The sequence below is a fragment of the Curvibacter sp. EU05-FHT14A10 genome (assembly GCF_058791075.1).
This window is the reverse complement of the sequence record NZ_JBYTDE010000006.1, coordinates 133715-148494: the sequence shown is the minus strand read 5'-3', so window position 1 is coordinate 148494 and position 14780 is coordinate 133715. Positions and strand designations below refer to the sequence as shown.

Below are 14780 nucleotides of genomic sequence, written 5' to 3'. Positions count from 1 at the left end.
GGGCCACTCTGGCCTCTCTGGAGCCCATGGAGCCTGTGTTGCGCCAGCAACCTGGCGCCTGTCGTGCCCTTCAAGCCATGACAGGCGACGCACTCACCAGCCGGGCATGGCTTGATGCTCTGGCCGCCATCGGGCAACGCCATCGCGTCGAGCTGGATGGCCGCGCCATGATCTGGCGCCGCTGGGGCAGCGGCCCCCCTGCGGTGTTGCTGCACGGTGGCCACGGATGCTGGATGCATTGGGCACGCAATGTGATCGCGCTGGGCACCCGGCACACGGTGTGGGTTCCCGACCTGCCGGGCTTTGGGGAATCCGATCTGCCCGCGCAACCCTCGCTGGAGGCGGTAGCACAGATGACCCGGCAGACTTTGGGCGCTCTGCTCCCCGAGTCCACGCCGATCACCTTGGTCGGGTTCTCGTTCGGTGGCCTGGTCGCGGCCCAGGTGGCGGCCCTGAGGCCTGCCGTCCCTCGGCTGGCCCTGCTGGGCCCTGCCGGCCACGGCGGCCCCAGGCGCCCCAAGGGCGACCTGTTGCCCTGGCGGCCAGCGCTCAAGACCCAGGACCACGAGGCCCTTAGCGCCGTGATGCGCCACAACCTGCTGATGCACATGGTTCATCAAGCCTCGCAGGTCGACGATCTGGCATTGACGATTCACACCAACGCCTGTACCCACACACGCTTGCGCAGCAAGCCCTTGTCCCGAGCCGCTGGCTTGTCGGATCTGCTCGCCAGCTACAGCGGCAGGTTGCTGCTGGTCTGGGGCGAACACGATGTGACCGCCGATCCACTGACCGTCATGGAACGGCTCAACACCCGCCGCTCAGCCTGCACTGCACACACCCTGGAAGGGGTGGGCCACTGGGTTCAGTTCGAGGCTGCAGAACGATGCAACGGCTTGCTCAACGACTGGCTGCAGGCCCCCACCCTTCAGGAGAAATAAGATGTACGCAACCCAACGGCTTGCACAAGCAGCCGTGTCGCTGCACCTGCACCCACTACCCGCCCACGTGCTGCACCACGCCAAGCGGGCTGTGATTGACTGGTATGCCTCCCTGTACCCAGGCCTGAGCGTGGCGCCTGTTCCCCAGTTGGTCGATGTGCTCAGCGAAGACCTGGACCGAGGCTCATCCTGGGTGGGGGTCGGCCGCAGCGCCACCGCCAAAGCGGCAAGCCTTTTGAATGGCACAGCCGCCCATGCCGCCGAGGTCGACGACAGCTTCCGCGAAGCGATGTACCACCCCGGCGCGGCCACCATTGCAGGCGCTTTGGCGGCAGCGCATGAGCGCCATGCCACGGGCCTGCAGTTTCTGCGCGCGGTGGTCACGGGCTACGAGGTCTCGACACGGATCGGCGTTGCCATGGGCCGTCCCCACTACACCCACTGGCACAACACCGGGACCATCGGCACCTTCGGTGCCGCTGCTTCAGTGGGAACCCTGCTGCAACTCGACGAAGCCGGCATGGCCCATGCGCTGGCGACCGCGGCCACCTTTGCAGCCGGGCTGCAGCAGGCGTTCAGGATGGACTCGATGTCCAAACCCCTGCACGCCGGACGCGCCGCCGAGGCCGGCTTGCTGGCAGCACAGCTGGCGGCCCGGGGCGTCACCGGATCGCTGGACGTGCTCGATGGCGAGGCAGGCCTGGGGGCCGCCATGAGCGAAGGGGTGGATTGGTCGCTGGTGGCCAGCACGCTGGGCCAGGACTTCCACATCACCCGGCTGACCTTCAAGAACCACATCGGCTGTGGGCACACCTTCGCGGCCATTGATGCGGCGCTGGAACTCAGGCAACAGCACGCCTGCCGGCCCGACGAGATCGCCGAGGTTCATGTGGCCACCTACAAGCCGGCCTTGGACATTGCGTGCTACCTGCAGCCCACCACGCTCAACGAGGCCCGGTTCAGCCTGAGCTATGTCGTCGCCACGGCCTTCACCCATGGCAGTGTGCGTCTGGCGGCCTACGAGGCCGATCGGGTCGACCACCCCGAGACCCGGGCGCTGATGCAACGCACCACGGTCAACGTGGACCCGGCCCTGGACGCAGCTTTTCCGGCCCAGCGCGCAGCCCGTGTCACGCTGGTCATGCGGGACGGCACACGCCTTGAACACCTGCAAGCCAACCGCAAGGGCGACCCTGAGCTGCCTTTGAGCGACCAGGAACTCAACGACAAGTACCTGGAGTTGGCCAGCCCCGTCATCGGGCAGGCCAGCGCACAGGCCCTGCTGACGCAACTTTGGCGCCTGGACGAGTTGGCCGTGCTGCCACGCTGAACCCCATGCCACCGGGCCAGCTCATGCGCCCGAAGCCTGGCTTTCAGGCGATCTGAGCGGCCGCCTCCCCATCGCCTTGCAACAGCCCGCGACGCGATCTGCCTAGCCACGCCGGATCGCTTGCTTGCAGCCCCCTCAAAGCACCTCATGAACATAGCTTCAAATCCAGAGATGGCGGCAACCGATGCATCGCGGCCTGCGCAGAGAATGTCGGCCGACAATGCCCGTCGCCGAGTGCTGATCCGCCTGGGCTCGGGCCTGAGCGGCGCAAGCACCCTGGCTTGGGCTGCGTTGCACAGCCCACCCGCCCGGGCCGTAGAGCCCTATCCGACAAGGGCTGTGCGCATCGTGGTGCCGTTTGCGCCGGGCGGTGGCACCGACGTCATTGGGCGTGCCTTGCTGGAGGGCATGCAGCAAGCCTTGGGACAGCCCGTCTTCATGGAGAACAAGCCGGGCGGCGGCACGGTCATTGGCTCAGACCTGGTCGCCAAGGCGGCCGCGGATGGCCACACCTTGTTGATGACCACCTCGGCCGTGGCGATCAATGCCTCCCTGGTGCCCAGGTTGCCGTACAGCACCGAGCACGATTTGAAAGGCATCAGCCTTATCTGCCGCGGCCCCAATGTCGTGGTCACACACGCAAAGAGCTCCTTCAAGACCTTGACTGATGTCATATCGGCCGCTCGATCTTCCCCTGGAAAGTTGAGCTACGCGTCTTCCGGCAACGGCTCGGCCGTCCACCTGGCTGCAGAGTTGTTCAAGAGCATGGCAGGCGTGGACATCACCCACGTGCCCTACCGAGGCGCAGGCCCGGCGTACACCGATCTCATGGGCGGCCAGGTCGACCTGTTGTTCGGCACTGCCGGAGGGGTCGCCAAGTTTGTCGAGGCGGGCAAGATGCGGGCCTTGGCGGTGACCTCGGTGCAACGCAGCACCACACCCCTCTACCAATCAGTCCCCACGGTCGCGGAGACCCTGCCAGGTTTCGAAGCCGAGGTGTGGTACGCCCTGCTGGCGCCGGCCGCCACCCCGGAGGCCACCCTCAACCGCGTGTACGAAGCATTGCAGAAGGCCGCTCAAACTCCAGCCTACGTGGCCAAACTGGCCAAGGAAGGGCTTCGGCTTGCGATGGCCCCACCGGCGCAAACCCAGCGCTTTCTGGAAGCGAACATCGCCCGATGGCGGAAAGTGGTTGTCGAAGGCAAGGTCACATTGGATTGAATTGCGCCCATGCAAAGGCCGCTCAGCCCCTGGCAGCGGAGGCCCAGAATCCGTTTTTCATTCACCCCCACAATTTCCATCAAATGGAAATACGGCATGGTGCAGAAACAGACCAGCACCTAAGCTACTCAAGCCCTGAGCAGCCACTGCAAAGGGCTTGCGCCCCCGGCTCTGCACCCTGTGCCTGTGCCGGGTTCAGTGCAGTGCACAGCACCAACCCGCCGTGACCGAACCAACCCAAAACCGAGATCGATGGATCCAAGGAGATAAACAGATGAAAAGCCCAAACAGCCTCAAAACAGCTTCGCTGCTGGCATGCCTGTTGGCCGCCCCGCATAGTCATGCACAGAGCTCGGTGACCCTTTACGGGATCATGGATGCAGGTGTTCGGACGGCTTCCGGCCTGGATCCATCCAACGTTCGCTCCGCCGGCAACGCCAACATGGTGAACAGCGGTATCAACACCACCAGCCGTCTGGGCTTTCGCGGCACCGAAGATCTGGGCGGCGGGCTTTCCGCCCTGTTCTTTCTGGAGTCGGGCCTGAACATCAACAACGGCACCACCTCCAACACCAGCAAGTTCTTTGACCGAGGCTCGTTTGCGGGCCTGAAGGGTGACCTGGGAACACTGACTGTCGGTCGACAAAATACCTTGCTGTCCGATGCCATCTTCCCGGTCGACCCATTGGCCACCCGCTTTGCAGGCTTGAACCCCAACGTGGCGCTGTCGGCCTTGAGCGCCCACCAACTGGGTGCCGAGTACGGCGCCTCGGGTTCCAGCACGGGCACTTATCGCCTCGACAACTCGGCGAAATACGCCTACAGCTTTGGCAATACCACGGCCCGCGTGATGCACGCGTTCGGCAACCAGGCCGACAGCAACAGCAAGCTGTCTTCCAATGGGGCCAGCCTGGACTACAGGAGCAACGTGCTTCAGGCCACCGTGGCTTACCACCAGTTCAAGACAGCCACCAACCTGACGCTCAATGGCTTTGTCAGCGGGATTGCCGTGCCTGTGGCAGCCGGCAAGCTGAACATCACCTACAGCGGCCACACAGCTGACACATCGACCACCGCGAAGACGACCAACAAGATTCTGGGCCTGGGCGGCTCCTGGCCACTCACGCCGCAGTTGGACCTGCTGGTCAGCCATTACCGGGTGAACCGCTCGCGTACAGCGAATGCCGACGACGGCTACAACCGCACCATCGCGTTCCTCGAATACAAGTTGTCGAATCGGTCCCTGGTCTACCTTGAAGCCGACAGCACGCAGTGGAAGAATGCCTATCAGGGCGCTGGCCTCAAGAGCAGCAGCACCGGCTTGTCCGCGGGTATCAAACACACATTCTGAGACACCCACGCAGCCTCAAACGGACAACGACCGCTTATGAGGAAACGGCGTTAGGACCGCCAACGCCAGTTGCTCGGCGCTGGCCAAGGGCTGCCCAGCCATCAGGGCATGGCGGGGTTCATGACCTCCACGAGCCTCACCCAGTCCCCCGGCCCAGCGGCTGATGTCAACATCGGTCGCTTCGTCGACCGAGCCAATCACATGGCGAACGCCCTCAACGCGCGCTGGCACCCCCATCAATCGGGATGACCGCACCGGTCATGTAGCTCGACGCTGGCGACGCCAGCAGCAGGGCCAGCCCTTTGATCTCCTGCGGGTCGGCCATCCGGCCCATGGGAATGTGCGTGCGCATGCGCTCGACGCTTTCCGGCAGCCGCAGGCGGCCACCATTGAGCTCGGTGGCAAACGGGCCCGGGGCAATCGCGTTGACCAGCACGTTGTGCGGTGCCAGCTCGACCGCGGCCTGGCGCACCAGGTTGTTGACGGCGGCCTTGGACGCGATGTACGCGTAACCCGAGAGCGACTCCGAACGCAGGCCTGCGATCGACGAGGTGACGATGATGCGCCCGCTTTTGCGAGGCTTCATGTGCCGGACGGCGGCGCGCAGGGTGCTCATGACGCCTTGCAGATTGACTTGAAGCACACGGTCCCACGCGGCCAGATCGATGTTCTCCAACTGGCCGGCGCTCACGATGAAACCCCGGCCCGCACTGATGCCGGCATTGGCAAAGACGCAGTCGATGGGCCCCTCGGCCGCCATGTTGTCGACGACCCGATCCACAGCGGCAGCATCGCCGACATCCAGGCCGACACAGCTCAGGTCTGGATGACGGGTCTTCAAACGCTGCGCCTGGGCCTGCAGCAAATCCAGGTTCAGGTCCGACATGAGCACCTGGGCCCCGGCTTCGAGCATCGCCTCCGAAATGGCCAGGCCAAGGCCACTGGCGGCGCCGGTGACCAGGACACGCTTGCCGCTGAGATCAAAAAGAGAAGGGAAACGCATGATGGCAGGCTCCGGTTCAGTTTTTCTTGAGAGGAATGAGGCTTTCCCAGTGCTCGGCGGCCTCGATCATGTAGTGCACGTGCAAGGTGACGCTCTGGAAGAACCACTGGCCCTGCAAGCGCACGTATTCGTCGTCGAAACGACCCACGACATAAAAGCTCTTGCCATCGCGCACGGGGCGACCATCGAGGTAGCTGTAGCCGGTTCCGCGGTCGCCATCGACCTCGACCATGTGGTTGTGAATGAACTGGCGGGCGGTCTGAACTGGAAAGGATGCAAAAAAGGCCTGGATGTTGTCCCGTCCCTGGACGGCAGGCCGACCGCCATAGGCGACGGTGGCGTCGGGGGCGAACAGCTCATGGAGCCTGGGTCCCTGGTCTTCGTTGACCAGTTCGTGGTAGCGGGCGCGCAGGGCCTGGATGGCCTGGATGCTTTCAAGGCGCTCCAGTCGGGCCAGCAGCATGGCATAGCGATCGGCAGGTTCAGACGGGACGGCGTTGGTCGGGTGGGTCAAGGCAGGTTCTCCTGGTGGATGTGTCGATGGTCGGCAAGAATTTTTTCGGCACGCTGCGCCACAGACGCGGCGGTGTGTGCATGGGGCAGCACATAAAAGCGCCGGCTCCGAATGGCTTCGAGCGTGAGGCGGGCCACATCGGCCGCGCCGATGGGCGAGGCCGCCATGCCGGCTCGCACACGCTCCTCGTGCAGGGCACGGGTGGGGCCGGCCGGCCCCAGGTCAGTCGGTCGATTGCGGCCCGACGCATGGATGCCGGTCGGCAGCAGCGAAGGGCACAGCACCGAGACCCCGATGGCCGCGTCGACCAATTCGAGATCCTTGGCCAGGCATTCCGAAAAGCCGACCACCGCATGCTTGCTGGCGGCATACACGGCCGAGCCCGCCACCGACGCGAGGCCTGCGGCCGAGGCGGTGTTGACCACATGGGCAGCCCGACCAGCGCTCAGCATGCGTGGAACGAAGCTGCGCACGCCATGGACCACACCCAGCAGGTTGACGCTCAAGAGCCAATGCCAGTCAGCCTCAGTGGCCTCCCACGCACGTCCCAGCACGGCCACCCCGGCATTGTTGAAGAGCCAGTCCACACCACCCCACCGATCCCAGGTGGCGTTGGCCAGGGCTTCAACCTCGTGGGCCTGAGCCACATCGCAAAGGCGGGCCAGGCAAGGCGTGCCCAGCGCGTCCAGCAGGGCCTGGGTCTGGGCCAGCGGGGCGGGCTCGACATCGGCGATGACGACGGCCATGCCCTCGCGCGCGCAGGCCAACGCCAACTCGCGCCCGATGCCACTTCCTGCGCCAGTGACCACGGCGACGGATAAGTGGCTCATTCGAGGCTCGCCCCGGACCGGCGGATGATCTCGGTCCATTTGCTGGCTTCACTGATCACAAAGGCCTGAAACGCCTCGTGGGGCATGCCAAGGCGCACGCTGGAGACGGCGTCAAAGGCGGCCTGGACCTCGGGCATGGCCATGACCTTGCCAACCTCGTCGGAGAGGCGCCGGACGACAGCGGCTGGCGTGTTGGCCGGGGCAAACACGCCCCCCCAACTGAGGGCCTCCACCGCCGCATAACCCGATTCGATCATGGTGGGAACCTCCGGCAGCGCCCGCACCCGGCTGGGGCTGGTCACGGCGATCGCATTGATCTTCTGATCACGGATGTGGGCACGCGAGGTCTGGACAAAGTCGAACATGGCATCGACGTTGCCCGCGATGAGGTCGATGATGGCCGCCGAGGTGGACTTGTAGGGCACGTGCGTGAAACGTGCGCCGGTCATGGTCTGGAGCAGCTCCAGACACAGATGGCCCGAGGTCCCGTTGCCCCCTGAGCCGAAATTCAGTTTGCCCGGGTTCCTTTTGCCGTACTCGATCAGGTCGGACACGCTGCGTAACTTGCGCGCCGGGTTGACCACCAGCACATTGGGATTGCCGGCCAGGCCATGGACGGCAACAAAGTCTTTGACCGGGTCGTAGCGGATGGTCTTGTAAAGGGCACTGTTGGTTCCCTGGGTGCCCTGGGTACCGATCAGCAGGGTGTAGCCATCAGGCGCCGCCCGGGCCACATACTCGGCACCGATCGAGCCGCTGACACCCACGCGGTTGTCGACGATGATGGGCTGACCCAATCGGGCGCTCAGCTCACGCGCGACCAGGCGTGATTGCACATCGACCACGCTGCCGGCCGAAAACGGCACGACCAGGGTGATGGGCCGCTGGGGGTAGTCGGCCTGAGCCTGCGACCTGGGCGAGAGGGCCATCGCGCTCAACGAAAGCAGCGTGGCACGGCGATTGATCATGGGTTTGTCTCCTTTTTTCGAGCACGCCCTCTGCGGGGCGTGCGCCTGACACAAGGGCTCGCCACCGAGCCCCACAGTGGGGGCTCAGACCATCGCGAAGCCGCCAGAGGCGCCCAGGGTCTGACCGGTGATGAAAAGCGCCCGCTCCGAGGCCAGGAAGGCGACCACACCCGACACATCGTCGGGTCGCGAGAGCCGGCCCACGCCCTTGGAGATGGGGTAGGCGTTGAGCATCTTGCCAAGCAGTTCGTTGTTCTCGACGGTGGCGTGGATGCTCAGCGGACCGTCCTTGATGCCCTCGTGCGAGACCGCGCCCAAAGCCACCGAATTGACCGTGATGGCGTGGCGACCGTGCTCACGCGCCAGGGCTTTGGCAAATCCTGCAATGGCCGCCTTGGCCCCGGAGTAGACCGCCATGTTGGCCTCACCGATGCGGCCGGCCTCAGAGATGATGTTGACGATGCGGCCGTGCCTGGACTGGACCATGCCTGGCAACACGGCATGGCAGCAATGCAGGGTGCCGTAGACGTTGAGATTGACGATCTTGGCCCAGTCGGCCACGGGCATGTCGACAAATGCGGGGGTGCGTCCGCCCTTCTCGCGTCGCTCGGGAATGATGCCGGCGTTGTTCACCAGCACGGTGACCGCCCCCCCGAAATGCTGGGCAGCCTGGGCCACCATGGCCGCGACCTCTTCCTGCTGGGTGATGTCAGCCGGGGCAGCCAAGGCTTGACCACCAGCAGCGTGGATCTCTGCAACCACGGCGTTGGCTCGCTCAGCAAACAGATCATTCACGACGACCCGCGCGCCCTCCGAGGCCAGTTCCAGGCAGATCTGTCGTCCGACCCCCTGGCCGCCTCCAGTGACCAGCGCGATTTGTCCATTCAGTCCGAGTTTCATTTTTGATTTCCTGTCATGAGGTTGGTGGGTAGGCTCAACGCCCTTTGAATTGAGGCTCGCGCTTTTCAACAAAGGCACGCATGCCTTCGATGCGGTCCTCGCTGTCGACGACCATGGCGGAGGCATAGCGCTCGTACTCCAGGCCCGAGTCGAGATCGGTCTGCATGCCTCGATTGATGGCTCGCTTGGCAAACAGGACCGCCAGCGGCGGATGGCGGGCGATGCGCTGCGCCCAGGCCAGGGCGGTCGGCATCAGATCGGCGGGCTCGACCACACGGCTGACCAACCCATAGCGTTCGGCGGTGGCGGCATCGATCAGATCGGCCATGAACATCATCTCTTTGGCACGGGCCTCGCCGATCAGGCGGGGCAGACGCTGGGTCCCACCGGCGGCCGGGATGACGCCCAATTTGATCTCAGGGAGTGCGAAGCGGGCATGGGACGCCGCGATCCGGAGGTCGCAGCACATGGCGATCTCAAGCCCGCCGCCCAGGGCCACACCGTTGATGGCCGCGATGACGGGCTTCTCGAACTCCTCGATGTTGCGCAACAGATCGTGCGTGGCCTTTTGTTGCACGAAGTGCTCCGGCCCGCTCACCACCTCGTTGGCACGCTCCTTGATGTCGGCCCCGGCGCAGAAGGCCTTGTCGCCCTGGCCGGTGATGAGCACGGCGCGGACCTGCTCATCGTTGCGGGCCAGCCCGAAGAACGCGTGGGCGAGATCCTGCTTCATGGTGCCGCCCAGCGTGTTCATGCGCTCGGGCCGATTGAGCGTGATGATGGCGACCCGCTCGCGCACCTCGTACAGCAGGGTGCCCAGATCTTGAATGTCGTCGTTTTTCATGCTGAGTTCTCGAAAAAGGGGGTGGGAACACTTCAACCTGCAGACAACACGTGGGCAATCGACACCGAGCCCAGCCCGATCATGTGGGCCATGCCCCAGCGGGCCTGGGGTTGCTGTCGGCCTTCGGCCTCGCCCCGCAACTGCCGGGTGATTTCCGCCAGTTGGCCAATGCCGGTCGGCCCCAGGGGGTGGCCCATGCCGATCAGCCCCCCTGAGGCATTGATGGCGCATCGGCCACCGATCTGTGAATGCCCCTGGGCCAGGAAGCGGGCCCCTTCGCCGGGATCGCAGACACCGATGGCTTCGCTGTAGAGCAGCTCCTCGACCGAGAAGGCGTCGTGCAGTTCCAGCAGGTCCAGCTCCTTGGCCGAGATACCGGCCTGCTCGCAGGCTGCACGGGCCGACAGTTGCACCAGATCGACGGCCGACTCGCCATAGCGGGTCTCCGGTCGCTCGCTGGCCGCGGTCGAAGCCCGCACCCGGATGCAGCGACGCGCATCCAGCCCCAGTCGGCGGATGGCCTGCCCGGACACCAAGATCAGCGCCGCCCCGCCCTCGCCACGAGGGCAGCACTGCTGCACGGTGAGGTCGCCCACCACCCGGGGTGAGGCCAGGACCTGCTCCAGCGTGCGGGGCTTGCGAAATTGAGCAAATGGATTGCGCGCGGCATTGGCGTGGTTCTTGACTGCGACGTTCGCCATCTCGGCCACGCTGGCCCCCCGTTCGCGCAGGTATTGGCGAGCCATCATGCCGAACTTGACCGCCGGGATCGTGGCGGTTTCGCTCAACCGTTCCAGGCCGTCCTTGTTGGCGGCGCGGCGGCCGTCACCATGCTTGTCGACCCCGACCGCCAACACCACATCGCTGACACCCGTGGCGATTTCCATGCAGGCCTGACGAAACGCGAATGAACCGGATGCCGACGCGTTCTCGACCTGGGTCACACTGAGCCCCGTGGAGCCGAGGTGCCGCAACATCACCCGGCCTGCAGCCATGCCGATGGAGGTGGTTCCCACATAAGCACTCTGCACGGCAGGCCAGCTCAGACCTGCATCTGCCAGGGCCGCCCTGACCGCCGTGAGACCCAGCGCGGTATAGGGTGTCTCTGAAGGAAACTGATAGGGATGCAGCCCGATGCCGGCGATGAAGACGCCACCGTTGGCATCAAGCCAATTGCCCGCCTGGTTCGAAGTCGTGCTCATTGCGACACCTCCTCTTGCATGGGCACGAAGCGGCAGGCATAGACGCCCTCGCCAGGCTCCATTTCGGCCACGGCCTTCAAGCGCATGCCGGGCTTCAGGACGCGCTCATCCGAGACTGCGATGACGCCCTCTTCGACCACCCCTTCGGCAAGCAGGATGTCGCCAGCAATGCTGGGGGTCGGCATGCCTGGCACCAGGGGGACATGCAGGGTGACGCATTCAAGCAAGGTGCCCTGCCCGGGCAGCAGCAGCTTGTCTGCTTCGTCGATCACGGCACCGCAGTGCATGCAGCCCGGCGCATTGGCCGGAAAGCTGAAGCCGCCGCAATGGCTGCAACGCGCGAAATAGAAGTTCAACGAACTTCCATCGTCGGCCAGGGTGTACAGCGACGGATGCAATGACTTGTAGAGGATTTGGGGTTCTGTCATGGGTTCAGGTTGCTTGGGGAATGGATGAGAGGTCGGACCTGTCAATCGAGCTTGGCGCCGGATTGCTGAACGACGGCCCGCCAGCGCGTCAGTTCTGACTTCACAAAGGCGGCCAACTTGGCCTCTCGCAGGCCGGAGAGCGGAACGGTGCCGAACTTCTCGCCGCTCTGCAGCATCTCGGGGTGGACGATGACCTTGGCAATTTCATCGGCCAGTCTTTTGACGATGGCGGGGGGCGTCTTGGCCGCCACAAACACAGCAGACCAGACACTGGCCTCCGCATCGGCCAGGCCCAGTTCGGCCACGGTGGGGATGTCAGGCGAACCCGACAACCGGGCCTTTGAGGTCACGGCCAGCGGCTTCAACTTCTGCGCCTGCACAAAGGGCAGCACCACCGCCGGGTAGTCAAACATCAGGTCGAGATTGCCGGCCATCAGGTCGCTCAAGGCCGGCGCACTCCCTTTGTAGGGCACGTGGGTCATCTTGATCCCCGCCGCGGATTGAAAGAGCTCGGCGGTCAGGTGCGTCCCGGTCCCCGGCCCGGCAGAGCCGAAATTGAGCTTGCCCGGATTGGCCTTGGCGTAGGCGATCAGCTCGGGCACCGTTTTGAACGGGCGCGCCGGGTTGATCACCAGCATCAGCGGCGCCTCCGACAAGGCGTGCACCGGCACGAAGTCGTTCAGCGGGTCATAGCGCACGTTCTTGTACAGCGCCAGGTTGGCCGCGTGGGTGCCTTGGGTTCCGTAGATCAAGGTATAGCCGTCCGCTGGCTGCCGCACCGCCGACTCCACCCCGATGGATCCCCCCGCACCGGGTCGGTTGTCCACGACAACCGCCTGCCCCAACTGGGCCGACAGCAGCTTGGCGATCAGCCGCGAGGTGCTGTCCGTGATGCCCCCCGCGGGAAAGGGCACCACCAAGGTGATGGGCCGGCTGGGCCAGGCATCACTGGCTGCGTGCAGGCCTCCACTGGCCAGCGCAGCGAGCGCCATGGCAAACAGATTTCGTTTTGAAAGGGCCATCGATGTCTCCTGTTTCTTGCTAAATTTATTCGATGGATCGTAGAATACACCGACATATCGTAGAACATCAACAGCAAATTTACAGAAATCAGCAGGCACAAATCACAACAAATGACTTAACAACGGGAATCTGAGCGCCATACCCGCAGATATCATTCGTTGGTTACTACGAAATTTCGGAGAAATTCATGCCTACGATCGTTCCAGCCGCAGCCAGAACCATGTCCTTGCTAGAAGTCTTTGCCCGTGAGCGTCGGGAGCTGTCCAACTCGGACCTCGCGCGCTTGATGGACCTGCCCGAAAGCAGTTGCTCAGACCTGCTTCACACCCTGCATGAGCTGGGCTACCTGATGCGCACCGCCCGAACCCGGCGCTTCTATCCGACCGCTCGCCTGCTCACCGTGGCCAAAGGCATCGCCGCCGGGGATTCACTGTTTGCGGTCGCCACCGAAGCCTGCGAGCTGCTGCGCGACAAGACCGGCGAGACGGGCCTGTGTGGTCGGATCGAAGGCGGTGTCGTGAAAGTGCTGGCCTTTGCCGAAGGCACCCATCCACTGCGCTACGTGGACAACGTCGGCAACAAGATCGCCCTTCATGTCTCGGCACTCGGCAAGGCCGAGCTGGCCCTGGGAACGCCTGAAGAAGCGGCACGCCAGCTTCGACTGAAGCCGCTCAAGCAGATCGCCAAAGGCACGATCACCGACCTGAAAACGCTCGAAGACCAAGTGGCACAGGCGCGGACCCTCGGTTGGAGCTGGGTCGAGAACGAGGGCTTTGACGGTCTTGCCGCCTTGGCTGTGGCGGGCTACGTCGGGGATGAGCCACTGGCCTTGTCCATTGCCGGGCCCACGGAGCGACTGCGTCAAAACCAGGAGGCCTGCCTGCAGGCATTGAAAGAGGTGCAAGCCCTTGTCTTGCACCCTGTGAGTCCAGCACCGGCACTGCGATCGGCCCCAGGGCGCCGAGGCGCAGGCACCAAGGACACAAGTCCAACCTAGAACCCAGTCATTTTCATTTCACCTACAGGAGACACATCCCATGTATTCAGTTCTGACATCCGAGCAGGAAATGTTGCGCGACAGCGTGCGCCGCTTCATGAAATCCGAGGTCGCACCTTATGTCGCGCAGCACGACAGGGACAAGTCGTTCCCGTTTGAATTGCTCGAACAGCTCTCCCAATTCGGATACATCGGGGGTCGTTTGCCCGAAGAAGAAGGCGGCATGGGCCTGGATCAGATGACCTGGGCCATGCTCATGGAAGAGGCCGGCTACACCTGGCTGTCGCTGCGCACCATGGTGAACATCACCAACGCGGCGATCAACAAGCTGGCAGCGGAGGCCAATGAAGAACAAAAGCAGCGCTTCTTGCATCCGCTGCTGAGCTCGCAACGCCGCGTCTTCAATGCCATCAGCGAGCCGGGCACGGGGTCCAACATCGCCCAAGTGCAGACCCGCGCGGATCTGGTGGGCGACCACTATGTGCTCAACGGCCGCAAACTGTGGATCACCAATGGGGTCAGTGCCGATTTCGGGATCGTGGTGGCCCGCACCTTCAGCCCCAACTGCCAGGGGCAGCTGTCCACCTTTCTGGTGGAGCGTGATGTGTCCCCCTATGAGGTGCGTCAGGTCGACACCATGGTCCTGCGCAGCACCGGCACGGCAGAACTGGGTTTCGACAACGTCAAGGTCCCGCGCGAGAACCTGTTGGGAGAAGAAGGCAACGCACTGAAGAAGATGCTGATGGGCTTGGACGGTGCCCGCGTCAACATCGCCATGGGGGCGGTCGGGGCGGCCCAGGCTGCCCTGGACCTGTCGATCGACTATGCCCGCACACGCACCCAGTTCGGCAAGCCCATCGGCAGCTTCCAACTGGTGCAGAAGCTCATCGTTGACATGACCATCCGCGTCGAAGCAGCACGTGCATTGAGCTTGCGCGCCGCGGCGGCCCTGGATGCCAATGCCGACGCCCGCATGGCCTGCTCGATCGCCAAGCTGTACGCCACCGAAGCCGCCCACGAGGTGGCCAGCATGGCCATGCAAGTGCACGGAGGCTTGGGGTATGCCACCGACTACCCGATCGAACGCATCTTCCGCGATACCCGGGGCGGCACCATTCCAGAGGGCACGACCGAGGTCCAGACCTTGATTGCAGGCCGCGAGATCCTCGGCATCTCCGCCATCGCTTGAAGCACGGGCACACCTGGCAGCAGCCGCATCGAAACACAA

The 14780-nt window shown here is 64.2% G+C and carries 15 protein-coding genes; 6 read left to right on the top strand and 9 right to left on the bottom strand.

Translation table 11 applies throughout. The features are described from left to right. Window positions 1-26 precede the first annotated feature (26 nt). From AC3WUT_RS13410 to AC3WUT_RS13395, 4 genes are all read left to right on the top strand, one after another. Window positions 27-941 carry an alpha/beta fold hydrolase gene (locus AC3WUT_RS13410; protein ID WP_492347566.1) on the top strand — a complete coding sequence of 305 codons (915 nt, stop codon included), beginning with the start codon at window positions 27-29 and terminating at the stop codon, window positions 939-941. A gap of 1 nt (window position 942) precedes the next feature. Beyond that, window positions 943-2271, top strand: a complete 1329-nt coding sequence (locus tag AC3WUT_RS13405; RefSeq protein ID WP_492347565.1) for an MmgE/PrpD family protein — start codon at window positions 943-945, stop codon at window positions 2269-2271. 207 nt (window positions 2272-2478) lie between these two features. After that, window positions 2479-3492: a tripartite tricarboxylate transporter substrate binding protein gene (locus AC3WUT_RS13400; RefSeq protein WP_492347564.1), complete on the top strand. Its 1014-nt coding sequence runs from the start codon at window positions 2479-2481 to the stop codon at window positions 3490-3492. Window positions 3493-3766: 274 nt separating this feature from the next. Further along, a complete protein-coding gene (locus AC3WUT_RS13395) occupies window positions 3767-4843 on the top strand; it encodes a porin (protein WP_492347563.1) in 1077 nt (358 codons plus the stop codon). Window positions 4844-5057: 214 nt separating this feature from the next. On the opposite strand, the gene AC3WUT_RS13390 is transcribed toward AC3WUT_RS13395, so the two are convergent. The 9 genes from AC3WUT_RS13390 to AC3WUT_RS13350 form a co-directional block, all read right to left on the bottom strand. After that, entirely contained in the window at window positions 5058-5846 is a 789-nt protein-coding gene (locus tag AC3WUT_RS13390; RefSeq protein WP_492347562.1) for an SDR family NAD(P)-dependent oxidoreductase, read from the bottom strand. A gap of 16 nt (window positions 5847-5862) precedes the next feature. Then, the gene (locus AC3WUT_RS13385) at window positions 5863-6360 is read right to left on the bottom strand and encodes a nuclear transport factor 2 family protein (protein WP_492347561.1); all 498 of its coding nucleotides are present in this window, start codon (window positions 6358-6360) and stop codon (window positions 5863-5865) included. After that, window positions 6357-7190 (bottom strand): SDR family NAD(P)-dependent oxidoreductase, encoded by an 834-nt coding sequence (locus AC3WUT_RS13380; protein WP_492347560.1) that lies wholly within the window; start codon window positions 7188-7190, stop codon window positions 6357-6359. Before AC3WUT_RS13380 ends, AC3WUT_RS13385 begins: the two co-directional genes overlap by 4 nt. Next, window positions 7187-8158, bottom strand: a complete 972-nt coding sequence (locus tag AC3WUT_RS13375; protein WP_492347559.1) for a Bug family tripartite tricarboxylate transporter substrate binding protein — start codon at window positions 8156-8158, stop codon at window positions 7187-7189. The genes AC3WUT_RS13380 and AC3WUT_RS13375 overlap by 4 nt, the downstream gene beginning before the upstream one ends. A gap of 84 nt (window positions 8159-8242) precedes the next feature. Continuing rightward, window positions 8243-9058 (bottom strand): SDR family NAD(P)-dependent oxidoreductase, encoded by an 816-nt coding sequence (locus AC3WUT_RS13370; RefSeq protein ID WP_492347558.1) that lies wholly within the window; start codon window positions 9056-9058, stop codon window positions 8243-8245. A gap of 34 nt (window positions 9059-9092) precedes the next feature. Beyond that, window positions 9093-9902: an enoyl-CoA hydratase/isomerase family protein gene (locus AC3WUT_RS13365; RefSeq protein WP_492347557.1), complete on the bottom strand. Its 810-nt coding sequence runs from the start codon at window positions 9900-9902 to the stop codon at window positions 9093-9095. A gap of 32 nt (window positions 9903-9934) precedes the next feature. Beyond that, window positions 9935-11104 (bottom strand): thiolase family protein, encoded by a 1170-nt coding sequence (locus tag AC3WUT_RS13360; RefSeq protein ID WP_492347556.1) that lies wholly within the window; start codon window positions 11102-11104, stop codon window positions 9935-9937. Further along, window positions 11101-11532, bottom strand: a complete 432-nt coding sequence (locus tag AC3WUT_RS13355) for a Zn-ribbon domain-containing OB-fold protein (RefSeq protein ID WP_492347555.1) — start codon at window positions 11530-11532, stop codon at window positions 11101-11103. Before AC3WUT_RS13355 ends, AC3WUT_RS13360 begins: the two co-directional genes overlap by 4 nt. A 41-nt stretch (window positions 11533-11573) precedes the next feature. Beyond that, entirely contained in the window at window positions 11574-12554 is a 981-nt protein-coding gene (locus AC3WUT_RS13350; protein ID WP_492347554.1) for a Bug family tripartite tricarboxylate transporter substrate binding protein, read from the bottom strand. A gap of 188 nt (window positions 12555-12742) precedes the next feature. Between AC3WUT_RS13350 and AC3WUT_RS13345 the strand changes: the two genes are divergently transcribed. After that, entirely contained in the window at window positions 12743-13552 is an 810-nt protein-coding gene (locus AC3WUT_RS13345; RefSeq protein ID WP_492347553.1) for an IclR family transcriptional regulator, read from the top strand. A 40-nt stretch (window positions 13553-13592) separates the two neighbouring features. Further along, on the top strand, window positions 13593-14741 hold the full coding sequence (locus AC3WUT_RS13340; RefSeq protein ID WP_492347552.1) for an acyl-CoA dehydrogenase family protein: 1149 nt from the start codon (window positions 13593-13595) through the stop codon (window positions 14739-14741). Window positions 14742-14780: the final 39 nt, after the last annotated feature.

Bases quoted from the DNA above. Each gene is read 5' to 3' on its own strand.
- AC3WUT_RS13390 (WP_492347562.1), bottom strand. From the start codon at position 5,846: ATGCGTTTCCCTTCTCTTTTTGATCTCAGCGGCAAGCGTGTCCTGGTC.
- AC3WUT_RS13375 (WP_492347559.1), bottom strand. From the start codon at position 8,158: ATGATCAATCGCCGTGCCACGCTGCTTTCGTTGAGCGCGATGGCCCTC.
- AC3WUT_RS13345 (WP_492347553.1), top strand. From the start codon at position 12,743: ATGCCTACGATCGTTCCAGCCGCAGCCAGAACCATGTCCTTGCTAGAA.
- AC3WUT_RS13395 (WP_492347563.1), top strand. From the start codon at position 3,767: ATGAAAAGCCCAAACAGCCTCAAAACAGCTTCGCTGCTGGCATGCCTG.
- AC3WUT_RS13340 (WP_492347552.1), top strand. From the start codon at position 13,593: ATGTATTCAGTTCTGACATCCGAGCAGGAAATGTTGCGCGACAGCGTG.
- AC3WUT_RS13405 (WP_492347565.1), top strand. From the start codon at position 943: ATGTACGCAACCCAACGGCTTGCACAAGCAGCCGTGTCGCTGCACCTG.
- AC3WUT_RS13365 (WP_492347557.1), bottom strand. From the start codon at position 9,902: ATGAAAAACGACGACATTCAAGATCTGGGCACCCTGCTGTACGAGGTG.
- AC3WUT_RS13370 (WP_492347558.1), bottom strand. From the start codon at position 9,058: ATGAAACTCGGACTGAATGGACAAATCGCGCTGGTCACTGGAGGCGGC.
- AC3WUT_RS13400 (WP_492347564.1), top strand. From the start codon at position 2,479: ATGTCGGCCGACAATGCCCGTCGCCGAGTGCTGATCCGCCTGGGCTCG.
- AC3WUT_RS13410 (WP_492347566.1), top strand. From the start codon at position 27: ATGGAGCCTGTGTTGCGCCAGCAACCTGGCGCCTGTCGTGCCCTTCAA.
- AC3WUT_RS13350 (WP_492347554.1), bottom strand. From the start codon at position 12,554: ATGGCCCTTTCAAAACGAAATCTGTTTGCCATGGCGCTCGCTGCGCTG.
- AC3WUT_RS13380 (WP_492347560.1), bottom strand. From the start codon at position 7,190: ATGAGCCACTTATCCGTCGCCGTGGTCACTGGCGCAGGAAGTGGCATC.
- AC3WUT_RS13355 (WP_492347555.1), bottom strand. From the start codon at position 11,532: ATGACAGAACCCCAAATCCTCTACAAGTCATTGCATCCGTCGCTGTAC.
- AC3WUT_RS13360 (WP_492347556.1), bottom strand. From the start codon at position 11,104: ATGAGCACGACTTCGAACCAGGCGGGCAATTGGCTTGATGCCAACGGT.